Genomic DNA, 25,490 nt, shown 5'->3' on the forward strand with positions numbered 1-25,490 from the left:
GTGCCTATTGGCAGAGGTTCTTAGCCGTTAATCCTTGCCGTTGTACGGCAGAAGTACCCTGCATCGTGCTGTCGGGGTTGAATAAGCAGCAGAGAAAAGCCGATCGCTTGGCTGATAACAAATTATCGCGATCATCCCCCTGATGTTCACCCACCTTTATTTTTACCCCGTGGCGCAGTAGAGTAAAAATCCGATAAAAAATAAATAATTGGATATGGCTGTGACGTTATCGTTGTCCGCTTCTCATAAATCGACGCTGCTTGGTTTGCTGGCCATTGTGCTATGGAGCAGCGTGGTGGGGTTGATCCGCAGTGTCAGTGAGGGTTTGGGGCCTGTTGGGGGGGCGGCGATGATTTACAGTATTGGCACGCTGTTCCTGCTGCTGTTGATGGGAATACCCAAGTTGAGTGAGTTCCCCCGTGTCTATCTGGTGGTTGGCAGTGTGTTGTTTGTGCTCTATGAAATCTGCCTATCACTCTCTTTGGGGTATGCCAATAACCGGATGCAGGCGATTGAGTTGGGTATGATCAATTATCTGTGGCCCTGTTTTACGGTGTTAATGGCGATTGCGTTTAATGGTCAACGGGCCAAATGGTGGGTGCTACCTGGTTCGCTGCTTTCATTAGTGGGCATTGGTTGGATCATGAGTGGTTCCGGTGGTTGGTCATTGGCGCAAATGTTGGATAACGTGCGTAGCAATCCATTAAGTTATGGTTTGTCGTTCAGCGGGGCGGTGATCTGGGCGGTTTATTGTAATGTCACCAAGAGGATTGCTCAGGGTAAAAATGGCGTGGTGTTATTTATTTCTTTGACCTCACTGGCACTCTGGGTGCTCTATCCTTTTACCGATGAAACAGCCATGCACTTTAGCTTGCCGGTGACTGTGGCGTTATTGTGCGTGGGGATCGCCATGGGGGCCGGGTATGCCGCATGGAATGTGGGGATCATGCATGGCAATATGACGCTGCTGGCGACCGCCTCTTATTTTACGCCGGTGCTGTCGGCGGTGTTTGCCGCTATCGTATTGAGCACATCCCTGACCCTGCATTTTTGGCAAGGTGTCATTATGGTCACGCTGGGGTCATTGATTTGCTGGCGAGCGACACGCGTGGATTAACACCTGCTGGAATAGGCCCATTTCTGGGCCTGATTACGTTTTTGTATGGCAGCCTAGGCTATTGAAATTTTACTCTTTAGCTGGGGCAGCTCAGCGACCTGCCTGTTGTTCACCCCATGCTACCATTGTGTTGAGCAGTTGCCGTAACAGTTGCTGCAAAGGGACAGCGCGAGTGGCGTCAAAAGCAAATGGGTATTGCTCAGACATATAATTCACTTGTGCCAACTCCAACTGCACCGCATGGTGATGCTTATCCGGCTGACCATAAGCCCGTGTGATATACCCCCCTTTAAAGCGCCCATTGAGTATATGGGTAAATTGTTGTTGCTGTTGGCAACAGTTGACCAATTGGTCACTGAGCGCCTGCGCACAACTTTCATCACTATTGGTGCCGAAATTAAGGTCAGGCAGTTTGCCACTGAATAAACGGGGTATCACTGAAGCAATTGAGTGGGCATCAAACAACAGGGCATAGCCAAATTTAGCGGTTAAGCGTGCCAGTTCATGTTGTAACTGTAGATGATAGGGGTGCCAGAGTGCTTGCAAATAGCCCGCACGCTCTTGGTCGTCAGGGACGGCACCAGGGCGAAAACTTGGGCGGCCATCAAACAGCACATCAGGGAACAACCCGGTGGTGGCGGTGGTATAGAGCGGCTTATCATCTGCTGGGCGGTTAAGGTCGATCACCAAGCGGGAATAGTTGGCAATCAGAATGCTGGCTCCCATGGACCTGGTGAAATCGTATAACTGCGGTATATGCCAGTCAGTATCGGATAATGGCCGGGCATCATCACTTAGCCCTTGCTCTACCGCAGGGGTCAAGCGGGTTCCTGCGTGGGGGATGCTGATTAGCAGCGGCAGATCACCTGCCTGGAACTCAAAAGGGTCACGAAGGGTCATTGGCGGACTTCTCCTCGGAAGATGATAGTGCAAGGCAGTTGCCCGCCTAACCAGTAAGCTAGCTCAGCGGGGCGTGATAGGGGCCAATGAACAAAATCAGCCTTTTTACCGGTTTCCAGTGAGCCATGGCTTTCTCGCAGACCCAATGCCTGGGCAGCATGTAACGTAACACCCGCCAGCGCCTCTTCAGGGGTGAGATGGAACAAAGTACAGGCCATGTTAATCATTAACCGTAATGACAGGGCCGGTGACGTTCCTGGGTTTGCATCACTGGCAATGGCCATCGGTACACCGTGTTTACGGAATAACTCAACCGGTGGGCACTGGGTTTCACGCAATAGGTAATAGGCACCGGGTAACAGCACCGCCACGGTACCGGCACGGCTCATGGCGATGGCATCTGCTTCCGTGGCATATTCAAGATGGTCGGCAGAAAGTGCCTGATAGCGCGCAGCCAAGCTACTGCCCGCTAGCGGGGAAAGCTGTTCGGCATGCAGTTTAACCGGTAGACCGGCCGCTTTCGCCGCGACAAAAACTCGCTCAACCTGCTCAGGGGAAAATGCCAGATGCTCACAAAAGGCATCTACCGCATCAGCCAACCCTGCCTCTGCCGCTTGCGGGATAATGGTATCGCAGACCAGTTGGATGTAGTCATCGCTACGGCCACGGTATTCTGGCGGCAGGGCATGGGCGGCCAGACAAGTGGTCTTCACCTCAATAGCCAGTAATTCAGCTAACTGACGGGCGACGCGCAGCATTTTCAGTTCACTTTGTGGCGTTAACCCGTAGCCTGATTTGATTTCTACACAGGTTACGCCTTCTGCCAGTAACGGTTGCAGGCGGAATAGGGCTTGCTCCAGCAGTTGCGCTTCTGATGTATCGCGGGTGGCGTTGACTGTGGAAATGATACCACCGCCCTGAGCGGCTATCTCTGCATAGCTGACACCGTTCAACCGCTGTTCAAACTCACCGCTACGATCACCACCAAAGACCAAATGGGTATGGCAGTCAATCAACCCGGGGGTAATGATGCCACCATCAAATGTCACGATATTTGATGCGGAGATCGCTGGCATTGAGGCTTGTTCACCTATCCAGACAATTTCGCCATTACGCACGGCGATAGCACCTTGGTGAATCGTGTGATATTTGCCATCACGCATGGTGACAATATCGGCACCTTGCCACAGGCTGTCGCAGTGGATCACTGACGTCATGGTATTTTTGCTCCTGCATACTTGTATAGACAATTAAAAAGTAACCTAGCGCATTCGGCTACTGGCGACAAGTGAAGGTGTACGAATTTGTTACCAAGATGTGATTAAAGAGGAAAAAGCCGGGTGCAAGCAGCCACCCGTTGTAGCAATCAACTCTGGGTGCTAAAGCGCCCAAATAACTGGTAACGGCTGCCAGGATAGAGTAAACGCGCGGCAGTGACTGCCATTTTGCCTGACCAGGTGCGGCGGCGGATCAGTAAGCCGGGTTCATTTTCCGCCAATTGCAGTAACTCCCGTTCGAGTTGCGTGGGGATCACCGCTTCAACAATATGCTCAACGGCGGTCAGGGGGGCAGATTGTGTTAGATAAGTATAGGGCGTGACCTGATCGAAATTTTGCTTGATATAGTCAGGGGCGGCCAGGGGATTGATACAGCGGTCTTCCAATTGCACCGGCACATTATCTTCATAATGCACAATTTGCGAATAGAACAATTGCTGTCCGGGCTGAAGGCCTAAGGCGGTGGCTTCTTCCTCACTGGCGGCGCGCGCGATTAACTGCAAGATTTTGCTACTGTGCTGGTGGCCTCGGGCAACAATTTCATCCGCAATATTATGTACTTCCAACAAGGCGCTATGTGCTTTGGCCTCGGCAACAAAGGTACCGACACCTTGCATGCGGATCAGAAAACCTTCGCCGGTAAGCTCCCGCAATGCACGGTTGATGGTCATGCGGCTTACGCCCAATTCGCATACCAGTTCGCTTTCGGAGGGAATACGTTGATGTGGCTGCCAGTGACCTGTACGGATCTGACTGACTATTGCCTGCTTGACGCGTTGATAAATAGGAGCAGGAGCATCGTTCATTGCTGCAGACAGCTGTAACAGGGTTTGTTGATCGGCCACGACGTTAACCTCGTCAAATAAAAAAATAATAACATCAGATTACAGTTGATGTTGCAGAATATATATGTATATACAAGTAAGTCTGTTTCACCAATTCAATGACATTGTTTCACATTTTTTTTACCTGCGCGCCTGTCGCGTGTACTGATTCGTAATCTCGACTTTGGAATACTGCTATGCCTGCCTATTTTGCTTCCCGTGCACTGCTTCCCTCTGGTTGGGCGCACAATGTACGGCTTGATGTTAACGCACAAGGTCAATTGACCCAAGTGATACCCAATGCTGATTCTGCTGGCGCTCATCATCTGCACGGTGCTGTGGTGCCGGGTATGCCAAACTTGCATTCTCATGCTTTCCAGCGTGCGATGGCTGGGTTGGCGGAGGTGGCTGGTAAATCGCAAGACAGCTTCTGGACCTGGCGCGACCTGATGTATCGCCTGGTACAACGTGTAACCCCTGAGCAAATGGGGGTGATAGCGCGTCAACTGTATATTGAAATGCTCAAAGGTGGCTACACACAAGTGGCAGAGTTCCATTATCTTCATCACTCACCAGAAGGGAAACCTTATGCTGATGGGGGAGAAATGACCGGGCGCCTTAGCCTGGCGGCACAACAGGCCGGGATAGGGATGACACTATTACCGGTACTTTACAGCTATGCCGGGTTTGGTGGCCAGCCTGCGCAAGCCGGGCAAAAACGCTTTATTCAGAATGTAGACAGTTATCTTCAACAGCAGCAGGTGGTTGCCCGGCAATTGGTCGACCAGCCGTTACAAAACCATGGGCTATGTTTCCATTCACTGCGAGCGGTGGAACTGCAACAGATGCAGCAGATCCTGGCTGCCAGTGCTCCATCGTTGCCCGTACATATTCATATTGCCGAGCAGCAAAAAGAAGTTAATGACTGCCAGGCCTGGAGTGGGCAACGTCCCGTGGCTTGGTTATTTGAACATTTGCCAGTGGATCAACGCTGGTGTCTGGTACACGCCACCCATCTGGATCGCGACGAGTTGCAACAGCTAGCGAACAGCAAAGCGGTGGCAGGTTTGTGCCTGACGACAGAGGCCAACCTGGGGGATGGTATCTTCCCTGGCGATAGCTACCTGCATCATAAGGGGCGCTGGGGTATTGGCTCCGACAGCCATGTCTCGCTCAGCGTGGTGGAGGAGTTACGTTGGTTCGAATATGGGCAGCGGTTGCGTGATCAGCGTCGTAACCGTTTGACGACACCAGAACAGCCTTCCGTGGGTGATGTCCTTTATCAACAGGCCTTACAAGGGGGCGCGCAAGCCTGTGGTAGCAAGATTGGCAAGTTGGCAGCAGGTTACCGGGCAGACTGGCTGGTATTGGATGGGGATGATCCTTATCTGGCGGCAGCCCCTGATGCGTCTATTCTGAACCGTTGGCTATTTGCTGGGGGTAGCCAGCAGATCCGTGACGTATATGTTGCTGGGAATCAAGTGATTGAGCAGTGGTGTCACGCATTACAACAGCAAAGTAGTGCTGAGTTTCTGCAAGTACTGAAAACTTTGCAGGAGGTTTAATGAATCTGCATCGCTTTTGTTTTGACCAACTCCCGGTTAGCCCATGGCGCAATCGGGGCGGAGAAACCCGTGAAATCACCAGCCAACCACCGGGTGAAACCTTATTTGATTGGCGAGTCAGTATCGCTACCATTGCACAGGATGGCCCTTTTTCGTCGTTCAACGGCATTGACCGCATCATTACCCTACTTGAGGGGGATGGGGTGCATTTGTACAGCGCAGGGCAGATTGACCACCGGTTACAGCATATCGGTGAGCCGTTTGCCTTTTCCGGGGATTGCCCATTGAAAGCTAAATTATTGGGGGGCAGCAGCCATGATTTTAATATCATGACGCGACGTGGTGAGCATTCGGCACAGGTACAGCCTATGGTAACGACTACGGTGCTGGCACCACAGCATGCCGGAGTGCTCTATATATTGCGTGGTGAGTGGCAGTTGCCTGATGGTAGCCTGTTAACCCCCCGGCAGGGATGCTGGTGGTTGCCAGGAGACGGCCCACAACAGTTGACAGTACAAAGGAACGGTAGCTTGGCATTGTGTGCAAAGATAATGGCGGGCTGAGATAATGGCGAGCTGAGATCATAGCGGGCAGAGATAGCGGTGATCAGGTGCCAGTAGGGCACTACCCCCTGTAGCCTGCATGACGACGGCGCAAATACCGGGTATTATTCGACGCACAGTGATAGCACAATAAGTAGGGTACAGTCATGGTGATTCCTGAGAAGTATGAACATGTAGAACGCTGGGCATTTGGTGATACTGAGCAACAGGCCGATGAACTGGCCAGATTGGTGCTTACCGGGGTAAAGACCGCCACCTGTGCCAACCTTGATGGTGAAGGTATCCCACGGCCCGGTGATATTTTTGTGGTGGTGGGGGGAAGAATGAGCCGGTTTGTGCCATAGAACTGACCTCAGTCAATATCAGCAGTTTTGATCAGGTTGACGAAGCTCATGCTTTAGCCGAAGGGGAAGGGGACCGGACACTGGCTTATTGGCGTAACGAGCATCAACGCTTTTTTGCCGAGTACGATCTGTTCTCGCCAGATATGACGCTAATCTTGATGCACTTTAAAGTTATCGAAAAATTTTGAGTGCTTTCCCGTTGCCACTGATAAATAGAGCGGCAACGGGAACAAGAACCTTACTGATGAAAATCCAGAACGCCATCCCGTACCAGCTCCCGGGGTAAACTGTTTTTAATCCGGTTGCCTATGCGTTTCGCCAATCCTAGCGGTTGATGCTGATAGGTGAGAATACAATCGTTATTTTGTGGTGGCTGTGGCGGGTAGATATCGCGCCCTTGAAACCATTGCTGGGCTAATTCTGCATCAAGCTCAAATGCCTGCGGGTTATTGCTACCGGCTAAAGCAATGACGGCCTCATGCTGCCAACGCATTCCTTTAGAGAAGCGCTCGGCTAATTTTAGGCCGATGCGTGAAAAACGCACTTTGCCGATAAAGCTTTCCACTTCAGTAGGAAATAGCCAGACCTCGTTATCTCTCCCCCATAATCGGCTGGTTTCATCCCACACCAATCCACAAGCTTTGGCGGCTTGTATCACCGGAGCAGCATCTTTAGCCGCCAAGGGGGTGAAAGGGAATTTGCCAACTTTATAGTCGGGTTGGCTTAATGGCGCGATACTGTGGTTTTTACGTAGGCGAGCAACAAAAAATCCCTCACTGTCGTAAATCTGTGGAAAAACATGCAAAAAGCCTTCGGCGGTTAAGGCTTTTTCTGCACCGGGGAATAAGCCCCCTAAAGGTTCAATACTGACCGCATCCCCATAGGTAGCCAATAGATGGTTGATGACTTGCTGGTTTTCTTGGGCATTCAAGGTGCAAGTGGAATAAACCATTACCCCGCCCGGGGCTAAGGCATGAAAGGCACTTTCTATCAATTCACGCTGAGTTTGGGCGATGCTGGCAACGCTTTCCGTTGACCAGTTGCTCATGGCATCAGGATCTTTGCGCACCACGCCTTCACCTGAGCAGGGGGCATCCAGCAAAATGGCATCAAAGCTTTCTGGCAATGCACGACCAAACACTCTGCCATCAAAATGCGTCAGTGCCACATTTTTGACACCACAACGGCTTACATTGGCATGTAATACTTTAACCCGGCTGGCAGAGTATTCGTTGGCGACGATAATGCCCTGGTTAGCCATCAAGGCAGCAATTTGGGTAGTCTTGGAACCGGGGGCCGCGGCGATATCCAGTACCCGATGTGGCGGAGAACCATCAGCAAAAAGGGCACTTACCGGTAACATGGAGCTGGCTTCCTGTATATAGAACAGGCCGGTTAAATGTTCAGCAGCGTTACCCAGACGCAAGGTTTCATCGAGACGTTCGATCCAGAAACCTTCATGGCACCAAGGGATGGGTTGTAATTGCCAGCCATAGTCCTTTACCAATGCCTGAAAATCTGCGACGCTGATTTTCAGGGTATTGACCCGCAGGCTACGCCGCAAAGGTTGTTGGCAAATATTGATAAAGTCATCCATTGATAAATGGTCTGGCATAATGGCGCGGGTTGCGTCAAGAAAAGCAGCAGGCAAAAATGGCGTGGCAGGCTTGGCCAAGGGGAACTCTCAGGGCTAAAAAAAACCGAAGGGGCTAGTCTAGCATAGAGTGGGCTGCTGGGAATACAGTACCTATCGGATGGTCAGTGAAGGTGGTACTTCGCTAATTGTACCAATGACAAGAATAGAAATGGTTACTACATGACTCAAGAACATTTTTATACAGAATTAAAACGCGATTTGTGTGCATTACTGGCGGGCGAAACTCATTTCATTGCTGCCTTATCCAATGCCAGCGCATTGCTCAATGAACGTTTGGATAATATCAATTGGGTAGGCTTCTATCTGATGGAGGATAATCAACTGACGTTAGGCCCATTCCAGGGCAAGGTTGCCTGTGTGCGTATTCCGTTGGGTAAGGGCGTTTGTGGTACCGCCGTTACAGAAAAGCAGGTACAGCGTGTTGGGGATGTGCATGCGTTTCCAGGGCATATTGCCTGTGATGCTGCTAGCAATGCAGAGATCGTGCTGCCGTTAGAGATAAACGGTCATATCATTGGCGTTTTGGATATTGACAGTACAGTTTATCATCGCTTCGATCATCAAGACGAAATTGGCCTGAAGGCCGTGGTGGCGGGGCTTTGCGAGCAATTGGGACAGTGTGATTATGCAAAATATACCACCATAACGTTAAGTTGAGCTAAGGTTAACGTGGCATTTAGCGATGACGTCATTATAATATCGCCTGTTCATGCCCGCGGCTTGTTGGCAACCGCTCGTTGGCGACCCGTTGTAATCAGGAAATTTCATGGAAAATCAACCCAAGTTGAACACAGTCAAAGAAGTCATTGCTTTTCTTGCCGAGCGTTTCCCGCTCTGCTTTAGTGCCGAAGGTGAAGCTCGTCCACTGAAAATCGGTATTTTTCAGGATCTGGCAGAGCGTATGCAAGGGGAAGAAAACCTCAGCAAAACGCAATTACGTTCCGCTTTACGCCTGTATACCTCAAGCTGGCGTTACTTATATGGTATTAAAGTTGGCGCGCAGCGTGTTGACCTGGATGGTAACCCTTGCGGTGAACTGGAGCAGCAACATGTCGACCATGCTCGCCAACAGCTTGTTGAAGCCAAGGCGCGTGTTCAGGCACAGCGAGCTGAGAAAAATGCCAAAAAGCGTGAAACTGAGGGTGAAGCGACAGCTACTGAACCTCGTCGTCCACGTCCTGCAGGCAAAAAACCAATGGTTCGCCGTGAAAATGGCACCGCCTCAGAGAATCGTAGACCGCGTCCACAAACTGCTGGTCCACAAAGCTCTGGTTCACCAACCTCTGGTCCACAAAGAACACGCCCACAGAAAGAGCGTGAGCCTCAAGCAGTAAAAGAGGCAACCCAACCGCGTGCTGTGCCAGTTACCGATATTTCCAAGCTGCAAATCGGCCAGGGAATCAAAGTCAGGGCAGGTCAGAGTGCGATGGATGCGACAGTACTGGAGATTGCTAAAGATGGTGTGCGTGTGCAGCTCTCATCTGGCTTAGCAATGATTGTACGCGCAGAACACCTGCAGTTCTGATACGGAGGCCAACCAAGGCATGAACAAATTTTTCAGATTCACCGCCGCAGTGATGTTGTTGTGGGCGGGTGTCAGTTATGGTGCGGATACTGCCAACATTCGCATCGATCAGTTACCGCAGCTCGAGCAGGAAGTGCAGCATACTACCGTCAGTGAGCGTGTTACTTCGCGGTTTTTACGTTCTCATTATCGCCAGTTTGCTTTGGATGCGGACTTTTCAGGCAAGGTCTTTGATCGTTATCTGAATTTGCTGGATTATAGCCACAATGTGTTACTGGCTTCCGACGTGGCACAATTCGCCGATAAGCGCAGTACCTTGGGGAATGAATTAAAATCCGGCAACTTAGTGACCCCCTATGCGCTATTCAATCTAGCGCAGAAACGTCGTTTTGAGCGCTTCCAGTATGCATTATCGCTACTGGATAAGCCGATGAACTTTACGGGTAATGATACGATTGAGCTTGATCGTAGCAAGGCTGCTTGGGCGAAAGATAAAGCTGAACTGGATCGCTTGTGGGATGCCAAGGTTAAATATGATCAGTTGAGCCTCAAGCTGGCGGGTAAAACCGATCAGGAGATCCGCAATACGCTGACCAAACGTTATCAGCTAGCGATTAAGCGCCTGACGCAAACCAATAGTGACGACGTATTCTCACTGATCATGACCGCTTTCGCGCGCGAGATTGATCCGCACACTAATTACCTCTCTCCACGCAATACTGAACAATTCAATACCGAAATGAGCCTCTCTTTGGAAGGGATCGGTGCCGTATTGCAGATGGATGATGATTATACCGTCATTAACTCCATGGTACCGGGTGGCCCTGCAGCCAAGAGCAAAGCGATTACCGTGGGTGACCGTATTGTTGGTGTTGGGCAGACCGGCAAGCCAATGGTCGATGTTATTGGCTGGCGTCTGGATGATGTCGTTTCGCAGATTAAAGGGCCGAAGGGCAGCAAGGTGCGCCTGGAGATCCTGCCCGCCGGTAAGGGGACAAAAACCCGTATTGTTACATTAACCCGTGAGCGTATCCGCCTGGAAGATCGCGCGGTGAAGATGACCATCAAAACCGTTGGCAACCAGAAGGTTGCTGTGATGGATATTCCGGGCTTTTATGTCGGCCTGACTGATGATGTTAAAGTTCAATTGCAGAAAATGGCCAAACAGAATGTAGATAGCCTGATTATTGATCTGCGTTCTAATGGCGGCGGTGCACTGACCGAAGCGGTAGCGCTTTCTGGCTTGTTTATTCCAAGCGGCCCAGTGGTACAGGTACGTGATAATAACGGCAAGATCCGTGAAGATGCGGATGGCGATGATGTTATTTACTATAAAGGCCCGCTAGTGGTGCTGGTTGATCGCTTCAGTGCCTCCGCTTCTGAAATTTTTGCTGCAGCGATGCAGGATTATGGGCGCGCATTGATTGTTGGCGAACCTACCTTCGGCAAAGGTACAGTTCAGCAATATCGCTCGTTGAATCGTATTTACGATCAGATGCTGCGTCCGGAATGGCCAGCGTTAGGTTCGGTACAGTACACCATTCAGAAGTTCTATCGTGTTGATGGGGGCAGTACTCAGCGCAAAGGGGTGACCCCTGATATTCTGATGCCTACCGGCGTTGACCCAGCAGAAACCGGCGAGAGCTTTGAAGATAATGCTATGCCATGGGATAGCATCAATGCGGCCAATTATACTAAAACTGGCAATATGAAACCGCTAGAAGGCGAGTTGCTGAAAGACCATGCTCAGCGTATCGCCAAGGATGCTGATTTCCAATATATTGCCCAGGACATTGCTCGTTACAAGGCATTGAAGGAAAAACGCAATATCATCTCTCTTAACCTGGCCACCCGTGAGAAAGAGAACCATGACGATGATGCCATCCGCCTTCAGCGTATTAATGAGCGCTTGCAGCGTGAAGGTAAGAAGCCGTTGAAATCTTTGGAAGACCTGCCGAAGGATTACAAAGATCCCGATCCCTATCTGGATGAAGCGGTGAGGATTGCTCTTGATCTTGCCAATTTGGAAAAACAGAAACCCTCACAACAGATGACTGGCACCAAGTAAGTCAGCGGGTATAAAACAGAAAGCGTCCTTTTAGGGCGCTTTTTTTGTCGAAATAGTCAATGAGTTGAGCGGTATCAGGGTAGCAATAGGGCGTTAGCTATAATAAGTGATGAGTATAAAATTTAACCATTTTAACGGGTGTGGGGACTAAGTTTCTCCAACGATTTAACGTCTACGAAAAGATGTGTTGTGAGGTTATCTGGTTTATCACAGAGTTGGGGTGAACCGAATTTCTTAACTTTTACAACTCCCCCGCTATAATAAAAAGTGTTTATCTTTTGTAAGATTGTTGTGTGTACTCTGTATTGTAAAGTTTCGTATTTTTAGTAGGTTAATGATTCGCAACGCTTGAAACTACAACTTATGCCCATACGATTTGGCTATCAGAGATCGTTTTGTGTTAACACTAATGAGGAAGTAAACATTTTATGATGCGTATAGCTCTGTTTCTGCTCACCAACCTGGCGGTGATGTTAGTTTTCGGGTTAGTACTTAGCCTGACAGGGATTCAGTCTAGTAGCGTTCAAGGCTTGATGTTGATGGCGGGTCTGTTTGGTTTTGGTGGTGCGTTTGTTTCGCTGCTGATGTCGAAATGGATGGCGCTGCGTTCCGTCGGCGGGGAAGTGATCGAACAACCGCGTAATGAAACCGAGCGTTGGCTACTGGAAACCGTCAAGCGTCAGTCACAGCAAGTAGGTATTGCCATGCCACAGGTGGCTATTTACCATGCTCCAGACATTAATGCTTTTGCCACCGGGGCGCGTCGTAATGCCTCACTGGTGGCGGTGAGTACAGGCCTGCTGCAAAACATGAGCCGTGATGAAGCTGAAGCCGTTATCGCTCATGAAATCAGTCACGTTGCCAATGGTGATATGGTCACCATGACGTTGGTTCAGGGGGTAGTAAATACCTTTGTGATCTTTATATCGCGCTTGATTGCACAGGCGGCGGCTGGCTTCCTCGGAAACCGTGATGGTGAAGGGGAAGGTAATGGTAACCCGATGATTTATTTTGGGGTATCCATGGTGTTGGAATTGGTCTTTGGCATCTTGGCCAGCATTATCACCATGTGGTTTTCGCGCCATCGTGAGTTCCATGCTGATGCAGGGTCTGCCAAATTGGTGGGCCGTGAGAAGATGATTGCTGCGCTGCAACGATTGAAAACCAGCTATGAACCACAGGAAGCTGGCAGCATGATGGCGTTTTGCATCAATGGCAAATCCAAATCACTCAGCGAACTGTTTATGTCGCACCCACCGCTAGACAAGCGGATTGAAGCATTGCGTGCTGGGCAATATCTGAAGTAAAGATCAGATGATAACCCCATCATCCTGAGCTGCTGTAGTGCATTTCGTGTTCAGGTAAAGGCGTTTAGAAGTTTGTAGTATCTTTGCAACAACAAGCCCCGGTAATAATCCGGGGCTTGTTGTTTGTGAAGTGAGCTATTGGTTTTTATCAGCGGTGACTAAGCGTGGCTGCGTCATACGCAGGCAACTGACTAAGGCAGCCAGACTGGCAAATGATCCCGCCAGCACTAATGAGATATGCGTTCCGTTAGACGGGAACCAGTTAAACATCAATGCCACCAGCGCAGCCCCGGTGGTTTGCCCTAACAGACGAGCGGTGCCCAGCATACCACTGGCTCCACCACTGCGGTGCCGAGGCGCAGATGAGATAATAGTGTGGTTATTCGGGGATTGGAATAACCCAAACCCGGCGCCACAAAGCACCATACGCCAGATAATATCGAGGTCGGTCGGGTCGCTGGGGAGTAATGCCAGCAAAAATAACCCCAGCGCGAAGATAGCGAGGCCAATTCCCCCCAGTAAACCCGCATGAATACGCTCCACCAGTCGACCTGCAATGGGAGCCATCACGATGATGGCTAACGGCCAGGGGGTTAATAGCAATCCGGTGGCGACTACATCACGCCCTAAATGAGTCTGCAGAAAGAAGGGGAGTGATACCATGGCCAGCATCTGAGCGGCAAAGGAGCAGACAGAGGTGCCCATCGACAAGGCAAAAATAGGGATGCGTAACAGGTCTACCGGCAATAGTGGTGATTCTTGATGTAACTGACGGCGGACAAAGAAATAACCGATTACCAGCAGGGCGGCAACCTCTGCAGCAATCAATGGCAGGCTTTGCCCTTGAGCAAAGCCACTGATACTGATGATCAATAGACCGAAGGTTAACGCATTCATCAGAGCACTGAGTAGGTCAAAACGCTGGTTGTTACTTTTCTGACTATTGGCAGGTAGAAATTTCATTCCCAAGAGTAGTGCGACGATGCCGATAGGTAAGTTAATGGCAAAAAGCCATTGCCAAGAGGCGACGGATAGAATCGCAGCGGCAACGGTAGGGCCAGCTGCTGAAGAGAAAGCAACAATCAATGAGTTGATACCGATACCTCGCCCGAGGATCCGTTGTGGATAGATGATACGGATCAATGCCGTATTGACGCTCATAATGGCTGCAGCGCCAAACCCTTGCAGCACGCGAGCGATAGTCAGCGTTAATAGCGAATCAGCAAGTGCACAGAACAAAGAAGTAATACTGAATAGCAATAACCCAGCCTGATAAACACGGCGATAACCAATCAGGTCACCCAGTGAAGCCAGAGACAGCAATGAAATGGTGATGGCCAATTGATAGGCGTTGACGATCCAGATCGAACTGGCAGGGCTAGCCTGCAGGTCGGTGGCGATAGTGGGCAAAGCCACATTGGCGATGGCACCATCAAGCACAGAAACGGTGATGCCGAGGGCAATAGCCAGGATCGCACCATAGCGTTGTGGAATGGGTAAACCGTCGGAATCGGAGTGCGTCATAGCCAGGCTGTTAATCAACTTAGGAAGTATTAACATGCTAATCATATTCGATGCTGAATGCACCCTCAGTTTCTGTGCTAATTGTAAAAATGGTGAGGAAATGGGGCTAATTGCTTCATTGCTGGCTATTTTTAGGCAACTTTCATTGCATGGAATAAATTGTTGCGCTTATACTCACTACCTTCAGATAGAGTATATTGAAACTCTTATTCAAATTTCCTAAAACAAAAGCAGCTAAGTAAGGTATTTACTATGGCTAGTATCGATCTAGACAAGCAACCAGACTCGGTTTCATCAGTATTAAAGGTGTTTGGTATCCTGCAGGCACTGGGTGATGAACGTGAGATTGGTATTACCGAGCTTTCGCAGCGGGTAATGATGTCAAAAAGCACGGTTTATCGTTTTTTACAGACCATGAAATCACTGGGATACGTATCCCAGGAAGGGGAGTCTGAGAAATATTCACTCACGATAAAACTGTTTGAACTGGGGGCTAAATCACTTCAACACGTTGATTTAATCCGCAGTGCCGATGTTCAGATGCGTGAATTATCAAAGCAAACCCGTGAAACCATCCACTTGGGTGCATTGGATGAGGACAGCATTGTTTACATCCACAAGATTGACTCAATGTATAATTTACGGATGTATTCGCGTATTGGCCGCCGTAACCCGTTACACAGTACTGCTATCGGTAAGGTGCTATTGGCATGGCGTGATCGTACAGAAGTTGCTGAGATCCTCTCCCAGATTGAATTTACGCGTAGTACCCCTTACACCATCAGTTGTGCTGCAGATTTGTTGCCATTGCTGGATAAAGTGCGTGAACAGGGTTTTGGCGAGGATATTGAAGAGCAGGAAGAGGGGCTGCGCTGCATCGCGGTGCCAGTGTTTGACCGCTTTGGTGTGGTTATTGCGGGGCTGAGTATCTCGTTCCCGACGATCCGTTTCTCCGAAGACGCTAAAGATACTTATGTACAACAGTTACATACCGCAGCCCGGTTGATTTCAGTACAGATGGGCTATCGCGATTATCCATTTTAACCCATCAGCAGATGTTGGCGAGGGTGTGATGAGCGCCCTTGTTGTCGGTTCTCTGGGTCATTATTGATCTGCAATTGCCTGCTAACGAGGGTGATATCGGCTTATCAGCTAGAGATGTTAACCGCCGCCGAGGCAGCGGTTAACGTTGTGAATGGATTACCTATTGATGGGTTAATTCTTTCTCATCTTCGCTATCCATAATGCTTTTGTCTGTCTGTTTCATTAATTGACTGGTTACCGTTCCCGCCGTCATGGAGCCACTGACATTCAGTGCCGTTCTTCCCATATCGATCAGCGGTTCAACCGAAATCAATAAGGCTACCAGGGTAACAGGTAAGCCCATTGCAGGCAGAACGATCAGCGCAGCAAAAGTTGCACCACCACCCACACCAGCCACACCTGCGGAACTGATGGTAACGATGCCAACTAGCGTAGCTATCCACAGAGGGTCTAGCGGATTGATTCCCACCGTTGGGGCAACCATCACGGCCAGCATTGCCGGGTAGAGGCCTGCACAGCCGTTTTGACCGATGGTGGCACCAAAGGAGGCAGAAAAACTGGCGATTGATTCTGGTACACCCAGACGGCGAGTCTGTGCTTCCACGTTGAGCGGAATAGTGGCTGCACTTGAGCGACTGGTAAAGGCAAAAGTGAGCACTGGCCATACTTTACGAAAGAATTTCAGTGGGTTCACACCGGTAAAACTTAGCAGTAGGCCATGAACCACAAACATAATAGCCAAGCCAATGTAAGAGGCGACGACAAAACTGCCTAACTTAACGATGTCATGGAAATTGGACCCAGCAACCACTTTGGTCATCAATGCCAAGACACCGTAAGGGGTGAGTTTCATCACTAAACGCACCAACTTCATTACCCAGGCTTGCAAAGTATCGATTGCTGCCAGAACACTAACCCCCTTGGGATTATCATCTTTAAGCAACTGTAGTGATGCTATGCCCAAGAAGGCGGCGAAAATAACCACACTGATGATGGATGTAGGGTTGGCTCCCGTCAGGTCAGCAAACGGATTTTTCGGTATAAATGACAAAATCAACTGTGGGACGCTAAGATCAGCCACTTTGCCGGCATAGTTGGTTTCGATAGCGGACAAACGTGCCGTTTCCTGGGCACCTTGCACCAAACCTGATGCCGTCAAACCAAACAGATTGGTGATGAACACACCCACCAATGCGGCAATCAAGGTGGTGAACAATAGGGTACCAATTGTCAGTAAACTGATGGTGCCTAAAGCAGCGGCATTATGCAGTTTTGCCACTGCACTGAGAATAGAAACGAAAACCAATGGCATGATGATCATTTGCAGCAATTGCACATAACCATTACCAACGATGTTAAACCAACTGATAGACTCTTTCAGCAGCGGATTATCTGAGCCGTAAACCAGTTGCAGCCCTAACCCAAAAACGACCCCAAGTACCAGGCCAGCCAACACTTTTTTAGCCAGACTCCATTGCTTATGGCGGGATTGTGCCAACAGCAATAGAAGGGCGGCAAAAACCATCACGTTTATTACGAGAGGTAGGTTCATCCCCATTATTTCTCCAATTATCTTTTTTGGTTGTAAAAGTGGTTACGCACAGACAGGCACCCCCATGCCTATTCAAGTTGCATGGGGCGGTTTGGTGACTCGGCCATCGTCAGGCTTTGCGCGGTTATTACCTGTGTACAATTCAACGGAACTGGCTGACAACAAGGCAAATATCGTAACAGTTTGCTAATCAACTCACTTATACCCAAGTAGAATTTGATATAACTTTTTATACAGAATCAGTGGCTTTATTGCCAGCAAAAAGGATATCTAGCCAAGTTTACCTCTGTGGTACGCCATAACCCTGTGACGCGAACCACAACGGAGCTGTACCTGCCAAGGGCAATTTCACGTTGCTCAGACCCAATGGCTATAAGCGGAAATTTTTAATTTGTTGCCAATATGACCCTATAGGCATGCTGTCATTGCCTGGCCAGTAAAGGGAAAATGCCACTAGGCACAGGCACAGAACCCGTTCTAACTGGTTGCCCTTTTGGGAATTGAGTAATGGCAGGCAGAAACGCCAGCGGCAGGGCCACAGCAAGGGGACGCCCGCCGGGGTAAGGGCATCTGCTAGCAGGTGACTAAAATAACCAATAATCATGGCATGCAATACATCGGCCGGAATGAGCCAACGACCATACACATCTAATTGTAATAACAACATACCGCCGACGATAGCCAGCAGGCTATGAGTAAAACCCCGGTGACCAAAAATGCGTGCGATAGGGATCGCAATCCAGCGCAGACGCTGACCCAATAATGACTTGGGATGATCAATATCAGGTAATAATGAAGTCAGCAGGGCGGCGGGAATGATGTGCCACCAGTCACCATGGGCAAGTGTGTCTGTTACCGCTGTTTTCTTGGCGAAAATGATACAAGCAACGGAGAAGATGAGGTGGCCTTCCGCGGTCATACTTTTACATCCTGTGCAATTTACTGTTAATTTATCCAGTATATTGATTTTCTGACTGTCAGGAAAGCGCTTTCAGTGTAACTATTTGTTAGTATTGCTCTTTCATACTTTAAGTGCATTCGGGTTTACAGCGAGTGTTGCCAGCAGTCCAACCGCATCAATGGTGATGGGCAGAGTAAGAATGGGCACTGGCACAAGCCAGTGCTAGCAGGTCAGTTAAGGTGTTCTGAGGTTAATTGTTCCAGACTTTGCAGTTGATAGTCAGCTAAGGCCCAACGGGGGTCTTGGCGATATTCTGCCGGGGGGATAACTATTGAGCGCATACGGGCTGCTTTGGTAGCAATCATGCCATTGATGGAATCTTCCAAGGTAATGCAGCATTGTGGATCACTGTTCAGACGCTCAGCGGCGATCAAATAAACTTCCGGGTGGGGTTTACTGTAAGGTAAGTATTCGGCGGAAACCAGTTGGTCAAAATAACTTTCCAGATTAAACATTTTCAACACTTGTTGCTGCATGTGCAGCGGGGAGGCAGAAGCCAGGCCAATGTTTAAATCAAGGGACCGGCAAAGCTCCAGTGATTGTTGTACCCCGGGTAACAGTGGGCGCTTTTCTTGTACCAGTTCGATGGCCCGTTCAATAATGCGCTGGGCAACTTCCTCTTGGGAAACACCTTGCCACGGCATGGCCTGATACCACATTCTGACTACTTGATCGATCCTTAACCCCAGTGTATCTGGCAAATTATGGCGATCTGACAGATCCAGACCCAATGCGCCAAAAATATCCAGTTCCGCCTGAAGCCACAATGGCTCGGAGTCGATCAGTAAACCATCCATGTCGAAGATAGCCGTTGTTATTGGTTGAAAATATGCCATTAAATATTCACTCCTACAGTGCTGGTAGATACCCATAGTTTGATGTTTTCATCACTCTACCATTTTTACTCATCGGCGGCTTGCACAGCATCAAGTGGCTGAGCAAGCCATGTGAACATCGCATATAGCCAATCTCGGTATCGCTGGATAACGACAGGTAAGAAAACGGTGGGCGAGTTTGATTAACTGCGGGTAAACTGGTAATCAAGTTTATTCAAATGTAGCCATATCCTAGGAGGGTCAATCCTCCATTGATGCAACAAGGTTGTCGTTTATCGGTGATGGGTATAGCTCAATGAATAGTTACGTCCTTATAAGGGGAACTCATGACGTATCAACAGGCCGGGCGCGTTGCCATACTTAAGCGGATTTTTGGATGGGTTATTTTTATCCCTGCGTTGGTTTCGACACTGATTTCTCTATTGAATTTTGTCTATCAGCACAGTGAAAAATCCGCAGGGCTTAATGCCGTTATGTTGGATTTTGCGCATGTTATGTTGGATATGGCACGGCTGAACTCACCATTTTTAAATGTCTTTTGGTACAACTCGCCAGTTCCTGATGCGGCTAACAGCTTGTTTGCTGGTGCAAACTTGATGTTTATCATTATCTACTTTCTGATCTTTGTCGGTCTGGCATTGCAAGCCTCGGGTGCGCGGATGTCGCGGCAGGTGAAGTTTATCCGTGAAGGTCTTGAAGATCAGATGATTTTAGAACGCGCTAAGGGAGACGAAGGGCAGACTCGGGAACAGTTAGAGGCGAAGGTCATTTTGCCGCACCATACCATTTTTTTGCAGTATTTCCCGTTGTATATTTTACCAATAATGATTGCGGTGGTGGCTTACTTTCTATTCAAGTTATTGGGGCAAATGGCAGGGGCGTCTTAATACTTTACAGGATAGGAAATCGGGCGCGGTGAGCGCCCTGATGGTTTATGGTGTTTTTGCCTGATGGTTTATGGTGTTTTTGATTTTAACAACGCTTCCACCGCTCGTTGCGCGGTAACCAGATGCTGACCACCAAACAGGTTGCAGCGGTTAAGCAGATAGTAAAGTTGATACAGGGGTTGGCGTTCAATAAAACCGGCTTCCAAAGGCCATATGCTTTGGTAGCCATCATAAATTTGCGGGGGTAATTCAGGGTAAAGCGGTAGCATCGACAAATCACACTCCCGATCACCCCAATAGCAGGCAGGGTCAAACATAATTGGCCCATCGACAGCTTGTGCACAGTTAGCTGGCCAGAGATCGCCATGTAACAGAGAAGGTTGTGGCTGATGATGTTGTAGCTGCTGGTAGACGAGGTCAATAATGATGTCGATATCACCGAAAGTGATGCCTTTCTCTGCCGCCAATTGTAACTGCCAGCCGATGCGTTGTTCAGCGAAGAACTCACCCCAACGGCGTCGCCAGGTATTGGGTTGTGGCGTGGTGGAGAGCTCGTTATCAAAGTCGAGACCAAACTGAGGCTGTTCGCTCCATTGGTGTAGACGGGCGAGTTGTTGACCTAGACAATAGGCCCCATGAGCATCGAGCATTTTTAGTGGTTGGTATTCGAGTAGTAAAAAACTGTTATTACGATCACTACCAACACCATAGACTTCGGGTACCCGCACAGTTTTACTGCGAGCCAGTAGCGTTAGCTGGTCAGCTTCTGCGCTGAATATGGGTAACATTTCACGGGTATCGCATTTTACAAACACGTCGTTATTACCAAAGCGTAGGTACCATGCCGGATGAATTTCTCCTCCAGGTAGTTCTTTCTTTTCGCGGATTTCTGCGTTACCAAGGTGTTCACTTAATAGACGGCTAACGGCTTGCCACATAGTAATCCCCTTTTGTGTTACCTACGATTTCATTAGCTTAACGCTTTTTCTGCTGTGAAAACACGATGTGGCGCACAGCAACTCACTCTGCTGGCGTAAATATCATCATATGTTTAACAGACTATATACCATCGGCATGCCAGCGACTACAGTAGGTTGGCAACAACATGAGTCAGGGAGAGGGATAATGTTATTTACTCAAATAATAATTAACAATATCAATGTTATTAAGGGTAATCAGAGCAAAACAGGGCAAGTAAGCATAGGCACTGAAAATAATAGTACCGACTTGTGGTGGTAAAGTTTTATGTATCAATATGTAACCGCGTTATATCGTTATAATCGTCATAGTAGTCCAAGGGCATTACCTCAGATTTTAACTTTATCAATCACCGATTCTCTTTAGTATATTATCAATTATCCTGTTGATATATATATTGTATTTACTTTTCGATGTGAATTTCAGACCTCAATAAGCCCTTTGTATATTGGCGGCATTGATAAAGTTATTAAGAAATAGCTATTGGTATTGATGTGCTAGCTAGGGCCAGTTATCCATTTGGATAGGTTGAATACCTGCACGAAATGTGAGCTTTAAGATTGACTCATCAATCACCTCTTGGTATATGGGTACCCTGATAATAGAACCAAGCATCCTTAACCAGTTGTATCTACGAAGCAACTTATTACAAGGAGTGGGGGATTCTTTCTGTGAAAACAAAAATTGCCTGCCTAACGGCGATCATATTATTGGTTGGTTGCGCTAAAACACCGCAAACAACCAGCAACATAACAAGCAGTCCCGGTGGTTGGTTGAAGCCTCCTACGCAGATGCCCAATAATCGTACAGGAACACCGGTCGCTTATAACGATTATATTCGCCAGGCTGCCAGCAATTACGGCGTGGATGAGGCGTTAATTAAGGCGATCATTAAGGTAGAATCTGGGTTTAACCCGAATGCGGTCAGTACTTCTAATGCCGTGGGGTTAATGCAACTAAAATCGTCAACTGCTGGGCGCGATGTCTATCGTTTGAAGGGGAAAGATGGGCAGCCAAGTTCACGTGAGTTGAAGGACCCGGCAGTCAATATTGATCTGGGAACAGCCTATATCAATATTATTCAAAGCCAACAACTTGCCGGGATCACCAATCCCCAAACGCTGCACTATGCCACTATTGTCTCTTATGTTAACGGTGCTGGCGCAATGTTACGGACGTTTTCGCAGGATAAACGTGTGGCAGTAAACCGCATCAATCAGATGAGTCCGGATGAATTTTACCAGCATATCCAGAAGAGACACCCGGCACCGCAAGCACAGCGTTATTTATGGAAAGTGACCACGGCTTATAAGACGATGGTAGAGTAACTACCTATTAACATAACTGGTCACGATAAAGTGGCCAGTTTTGTTTTAGCAGACTGGGGAGTGACTATTGATGGACAAGATCGACCTACATATGCACTCCAGCTACAGTGATGATGCAGATTTTCCGGTTGAAACCGTTATCGCTCGCTGCCAAGCCAATGGCATCAGTACGTTAGCGATAACCGACCACAATAGCGCTTACTCGGTGCTGAAAGCCAAAACATTTGCTTCCCCCAGTCTGAATATACTCTCCGGCATTGAGATCGATTGTACCTTTGAAGGTCGTAACTTCCATCTGTTGGGATATGGGTTTACTCACAGTGACGACTTCGTCACGATCCATAATCATTTTAATGGTATCCAACGGGAACAGACGCCCAAAAAGTTTGAAAAACTGCGTGAATTAAATTTTTATCTTGATGAGCAACGGCTGGAACAGGTCTGTGGCGGTGCAATCCCACAAGAGGAACAGATGGGGGAGGTGATCCTGGAGGATCAGCGCAATGCGGATCACCCTCTGTTATTACCTTACCGTGCTGGTGGCAGTAGGTCGGATATGCCGCTGATCAACTTCTACTGGGATTTTTTTGGTCCAGGAAAGGTGTGTTATCTTCCGGTGACTTATCCTGCAATGAGCACGATGGTGGAGGTGATCCGTCACAATGGCGGGATACCGATTTTGGCACATATTGGGGCTAACGTTAAATTCCACCATAGCCAGGTGATTGACGATGTGCTCAAGATCGGGGTGATGGGGGTGGAGGTATTCTCAAGTTATCATTCACCAGAGTTGGCGGAGCAACTGTATCAATTTACTGTTGGCCGCTCGGCATTTGTAACTTGTGGTAGTGATTTCCACGGGCGTAACAAACCTAAAATCGAAGTTGGACAATGTGCCTATGGCCCGCAGCATCTTGCTGAAATAAAACGTTTTGTTTCTGCTGCCAGCGCATGAATCCCTTCTGTTCGGCTCGGTACAATAAAAGCGCTTAAGAACAGTACCGTCATTATCTGATATCAATAGCTTGTTAAGCCTCCCAAAACTCTTGATGAGAACCTCATCGGAATGAACCGATGTTGCTTGTATTCGGCTAAGTTGTTCTGTGACGCGTAGACAAATTTAGTGTTATTATTCATGCTGCTTTTATTAATTATTGAAAGCCTGCCGTTAGCGGCCTACCAGGTTATGTGCCAATCTGGCAATTGTGGGCGAGATATGACATATAACTTATTAATTACTAATCAAATATCTGTACTACATGTGATCTGTCGTGAGGGTCACCACTGTAGATAAGGAATTATTAATGCCCGTTATTACTCTTCCTGACGGAAGTCAGCGTCATTATGATCATGCCGTTTCTCCAATGGATGTTGCTCGTGATATTGGTCCTGGTCTGGCCAAAGCCTGTATTGCTGGCCGCGTAAATGGTGAATTGACCGATGCCAGCGATTTGATCGAATCCGATGCTCAGTTGGCTATCATCACGATAAAAGATGATGAAGGCGTAGAAATCATGCGTCACTCTTGTGCGCATTTGCTGGGTCATGCCATCAAACAACTGTGGCCAAATACTAAAATGGCCATTGGGCCAGTGATCGATAATGGTTTTTATTATGACGTTGATCTCGACCATACTCTGACGCAGGAAGATATTGATCTGCTGGAAAAGCGGATGCATGAATTGGCTGACAAAGATTATGACGTCATCAAGAAAAAGGTGAGTTGGCAGGAAGCGCGTGACACTTTTGCTGCCCGTGGTGAAAGCTATAAAGTGGCGATTTTGGATGAGAATGTCAGCCGTGATGACCATCCGGGCCTTTATCATCATGAAGAATATATCGACATGTGCCGTGGTCCGCACGTGCCGAATATGCGCTTTTGCCACCATTTCAAACTGCAGAAGACCTCCGGGGCTTACTGGCGTGGTGACAGCAAGAATAAAATGCTGCAACGTATTTATGGTACTGCCTGGGCAGATAAAAAGCAGTTGAACGCCTATTTGCAGCGCCTGGAAGAAGCCGCTAAACGTGACCACCGCAAAATTGGTAAACAGCTCGACCTTTACCATATGCAGGAAGAAGCACCGGGTATGGTGTTTTGGCATAACGATGGCTGGACCATTTTCCGTGAGCTGGAAGCTTTTGTCCGTATGAAGCTTAAAGAGTACCAGTATCAGGAAGTGAAAGGGCCGTTTATGATGGACCGTGTCCTTTGGGAGAAAACTGGGCACTGGGAAAACTATAAAGAAGCGATGTTTACCACATCGTCAGAAAACCGTGAATATTGCATTAAACCGATGAACTGCCCGGGTCATGTGCAAATCTTTAATCAAGGGTTGAAGTCTTACCGTGATTTGCCGCTGCGTATGGGTGAGTTTGGTAGTTGCCATCGTAATGAACCATCCGGTTCGCTGCATGGCTTGATGCGTGTCCGTGGTTTCACTCAGGATGATGCTCATATCTTTTGTACCGAAGATCAGGTTCGTTCAGAGGTGAATGACTGTATCAAGATGGTCTATGATATGTACGGTACCTTCGGCTTTGAAAAAATCGCAGTGAAACTCTCTACGCGTCCAGAGAAACGTATCGGTACGGATGAGATGTGGACCCGCGCTGAGGACGATCTGGCCGCTGCGCTGACTGAAAACGGTATTCCGTTTGAGTTTCAGCCAGGTGAAGGGGCCTTTTACGGACCAAAAATTGAATTTACCTTGCATGATTGTTTGGATCGCGCATGGCAATGTGGTACCGTGCAACTCGATTTCTTCTTACCAGGCCGTTTAGGCGCATCGTATGTTGGCGAAAACAACGAACGTCTGGTTCCGGTAATGATTCACCGTGCTATCTTGGGTTCCATGGAACGTTTCATTGGTATCCTTACCGAAGAATATGCCGGTTTCTACCCAACCTGGATTGCTCCAGTGCAGGTAGTGGTGATGAATATCACCGATAGTCAGTCTGATTATGTCCAGCAATTGACAAAAAAACTGCAAGATGCAGGCATTAGAGCAAAAGCGGACTTGAGAAACGAGAAGATTGGCTTTAAAATTCGCGAACATACTTTACGTCGGGTTCCTTACATGTTGGTGTGCGGTGATAAAGAAGTCGAAACAGGCAAAGTTGCCGTTCGTACTCGCCGCGGCAAAGACCTGGGAAGCCTGGATGTAAGTGACGTTATAGACAAGCTGCAAAAAGAGATCCGCAGCCGTAGTCTTCATCAACTGGAGGAATAA

General features: G+C 48.5%; 21 protein-coding genes and 1 pseudogene. 13 read left to right on the forward strand and 9 right to left on the reverse strand.

Annotation, left to right across the window (positions count from 1 at the left end):
* The first annotated feature begins 220 nt into the window (after positions 1-220).
* The gene (yddG, locus tag ACX9GV_RS07665; protein WP_473197632.1) at positions 221-1,117 is read left to right on the forward strand and encodes an aromatic amino acid DMT transporter YddG; all 897 of its coding nucleotides are present in this window, start codon (positions 221-223) and stop codon (positions 1,115-1,117) included.
* Between the two features lie 90 nt (positions 1,118-1,207).
* Here yddG and hutG read toward each other — a convergent pair whose 3' ends face one another.
* From hutG to hutC, 3 genes are all read right to left on the reverse strand, one after another.
* Positions 1,208-2,017: an N-formylglutamate deformylase gene (gene hutG, locus ACX9GV_RS07670; RefSeq protein ID WP_473197633.1), complete on the reverse strand. Its 810-nt coding sequence runs from the start codon at positions 2,015-2,017 to the stop codon at positions 1,208-1,210.
* Entirely contained in the window at positions 2,014-3,234 is a 1,221-nt protein-coding gene (gene hutI / locus ACX9GV_RS07675) for an imidazolonepropionase (protein ID WP_473197634.1), read from the reverse strand. The genes hutG and hutI overlap by 4 nt, the downstream gene beginning before the upstream one ends.
* Positions 3,235-3,383: 149 nt before the next feature.
* Positions 3,384-4,139 carry a histidine utilization repressor gene (gene hutC / locus ACX9GV_RS07680; RefSeq protein ID WP_473197635.1) on the reverse strand — a complete coding sequence of 252 codons (756 nt, stop codon included), beginning with the start codon at positions 4,137-4,139 and terminating at the stop codon, positions 3,384-3,386.
* A gap of 176 nt (positions 4,140-4,315) precedes the next feature.
* On the opposite strand from hutC, the gene ACX9GV_RS07685 reads away from it, so the two are divergent.
* The 3 genes and pseudogenes from ACX9GV_RS07685 (at position 4,316) to ACX9GV_RS07695 (ending at position 6,778) form a co-directional block, all read left to right on the forward strand.
* Entirely contained in the window at positions 4,316-5,683 is a 1,368-nt protein-coding gene (locus ACX9GV_RS07685; RefSeq protein WP_473197636.1) for a formimidoylglutamate deiminase, read from the forward strand.
* Positions 5,683-6,246: a HutD/Ves family protein gene (locus tag ACX9GV_RS07690; RefSeq protein WP_473197637.1), complete on the forward strand. Its 564-nt coding sequence runs from the start codon at positions 5,683-5,685 to the stop codon at positions 6,244-6,246. The genes ACX9GV_RS07685 and ACX9GV_RS07690 overlap by 1 nt, the downstream gene beginning before the upstream one ends.
* A gap of 146 nt (positions 6,247-6,392) precedes the next feature.
* Positions 6,393-6,778, forward strand: a pseudogene (locus ACX9GV_RS07695) (ASCH domain-containing protein).
* Between the two features lie 50 nt (positions 6,779-6,828).
* Here ACX9GV_RS07695 and rsmF read toward each other — a convergent pair.
* Complete coding sequence (rsmF, locus tag ACX9GV_RS07700; protein ID WP_473197638.1) at positions 6,829-8,265, reverse strand: 16S rRNA (cytosine(1407)-C(5))-methyltransferase RsmF; 1,437 nt, start codon at positions 8,263-8,265, stop codon at positions 6,829-6,831.
* Positions 8,266-8,406: 141 nt separating this feature from the next.
* Between rsmF and ACX9GV_RS07705 the strand changes: the two genes are divergently transcribed.
* From ACX9GV_RS07705 to htpX, 4 genes are all read left to right on the forward strand, one after another.
* Positions 8,407-8,904 (forward strand): GAF domain-containing protein, encoded by a 498-nt coding sequence (locus ACX9GV_RS07705; protein WP_473197639.1) that lies wholly within the window; start codon positions 8,407-8,409, stop codon positions 8,902-8,904.
* Between the two features lie 109 nt (positions 8,905-9,013).
* Entirely contained in the window at positions 9,014-9,772 is a 759-nt protein-coding gene (gene proQ, locus ACX9GV_RS07710; RefSeq protein WP_473197640.1) for an RNA chaperone ProQ, read from the forward strand.
* Between the two features lie 19 nt (positions 9,773-9,791).
* A complete protein-coding gene (gene prc / locus ACX9GV_RS07715; protein WP_473197641.1) occupies positions 9,792-11,840 on the forward strand; it encodes a carboxy terminal-processing peptidase in 2,049 nt (682 codons plus the stop codon).
* 428 nt (positions 11,841-12,268) lie between these two features.
* Positions 12,269-13,147 carry a protease HtpX gene (gene htpX, locus ACX9GV_RS07720; protein WP_023489683.1) on the forward strand — a complete coding sequence of 293 codons (879 nt, stop codon included), beginning with the start codon at positions 12,269-12,271 and terminating at the stop codon, positions 13,145-13,147.
* A 135-nt stretch (positions 13,148-13,282) separates the two neighbouring features.
* Here the strand turns inward: htpX and ACX9GV_RS07725 are convergent, their stop codons facing one another.
* A complete protein-coding gene (locus ACX9GV_RS07725) occupies positions 13,283-14,671 on the reverse strand; it encodes an MFS transporter (RefSeq protein WP_037385759.1) in 1,389 nt (462 codons plus the stop codon).
* A 252-nt stretch (positions 14,672-14,923) separates the two neighbouring features.
* Between ACX9GV_RS07725 and kdgR the strand changes: the two genes are divergently transcribed.
* Positions 14,924-15,715: a DNA-binding transcriptional regulator KdgR gene (kdgR, locus tag ACX9GV_RS07730; RefSeq protein ID WP_473197642.1), complete on the forward strand. Its 792-nt coding sequence runs from the start codon at positions 14,924-14,926 to the stop codon at positions 15,713-15,715.
* Positions 15,716-15,875: 160 nt separating this feature from the next.
* Here the strand turns inward: kdgR and ACX9GV_RS07735 are convergent, their stop codons facing one another.
* The 3 genes from ACX9GV_RS07735 to hxpB all read right to left on the reverse strand — a co-directional run bounded on the left by ACX9GV_RS07735 (position 15,876) and on the right by hxpB (position 19,064).
* Positions 15,876-17,267, reverse strand: coding sequence for an L-cystine transporter (locus tag ACX9GV_RS07735; RefSeq protein ID WP_473197643.1), 1,392 nt, complete (start codon positions 17,265-17,267; stop codon positions 15,876-15,878).
* 370 nt (positions 17,268-17,637) lie between these two features.
* The gene (locus ACX9GV_RS07740; RefSeq protein ID WP_023489304.1) at positions 17,638-18,186 is read right to left on the reverse strand and encodes a metal-dependent hydrolase; all 549 of its coding nucleotides are present in this window, start codon (positions 18,184-18,186) and stop codon (positions 17,638-17,640) included.
* Positions 18,187-18,398: 212 nt separating this feature from the next.
* Positions 18,399-19,064, reverse strand: coding sequence for a hexitol phosphatase HxpB (gene hxpB, locus ACX9GV_RS07745; protein WP_473197644.1), 666 nt, complete (start codon positions 19,062-19,064; stop codon positions 18,399-18,401).
* A 326-nt stretch (positions 19,065-19,390) separates the two neighbouring features.
* Between hxpB and ACX9GV_RS07750 the strand changes: the two genes are divergently transcribed.
* Positions 19,391-19,951 (forward strand): YniB family protein, encoded by a 561-nt coding sequence (locus tag ACX9GV_RS07750; protein ID WP_023489302.1) that lies wholly within the window; start codon positions 19,391-19,393, stop codon positions 19,949-19,951.
* 68 nt (positions 19,952-20,019) lie between these two features.
* On the opposite strand, the gene ACX9GV_RS07755 is transcribed toward ACX9GV_RS07750, so the two are convergent.
* Positions 20,020-20,889 carry a fructosamine kinase family protein gene (locus tag ACX9GV_RS07755; protein WP_473197645.1) on the reverse strand — a complete coding sequence of 290 codons (870 nt, stop codon included), beginning with the start codon at positions 20,887-20,889 and terminating at the stop codon, positions 20,020-20,022.
* A 711-nt stretch (positions 20,890-21,600) separates the two neighbouring features.
* Between ACX9GV_RS07755 and ACX9GV_RS07760 the strand changes: the two genes are divergently transcribed.
* From ACX9GV_RS07760 to thrS, 3 genes are all read left to right on the forward strand, one after another.
* A complete protein-coding gene (locus ACX9GV_RS07760; protein ID WP_023490327.1) occupies positions 21,601-22,257 on the forward strand; it encodes a transglycosylase SLT domain-containing protein in 657 nt (218 codons plus the stop codon).
* A gap of 70 nt (positions 22,258-22,327) precedes the next feature.
* Complete coding sequence (locus tag ACX9GV_RS07765; RefSeq protein WP_473197646.1) at positions 22,328-23,212, forward strand: PHP domain-containing protein; 885 nt, start codon at positions 22,328-22,330, stop codon at positions 23,210-23,212.
* A gap of 349 nt (positions 23,213-23,561) precedes the next feature.
* Positions 23,562-25,490: a threonine--tRNA ligase gene (gene thrS / locus ACX9GV_RS07770; RefSeq protein WP_023490325.1), complete on the forward strand. Its 1,929-nt coding sequence runs from the start codon at positions 23,562-23,564 to the stop codon at positions 25,488-25,490.

The sequence above is a fragment of the Serratia sp. 25CWL12 genome (assembly GCF_055790885.1).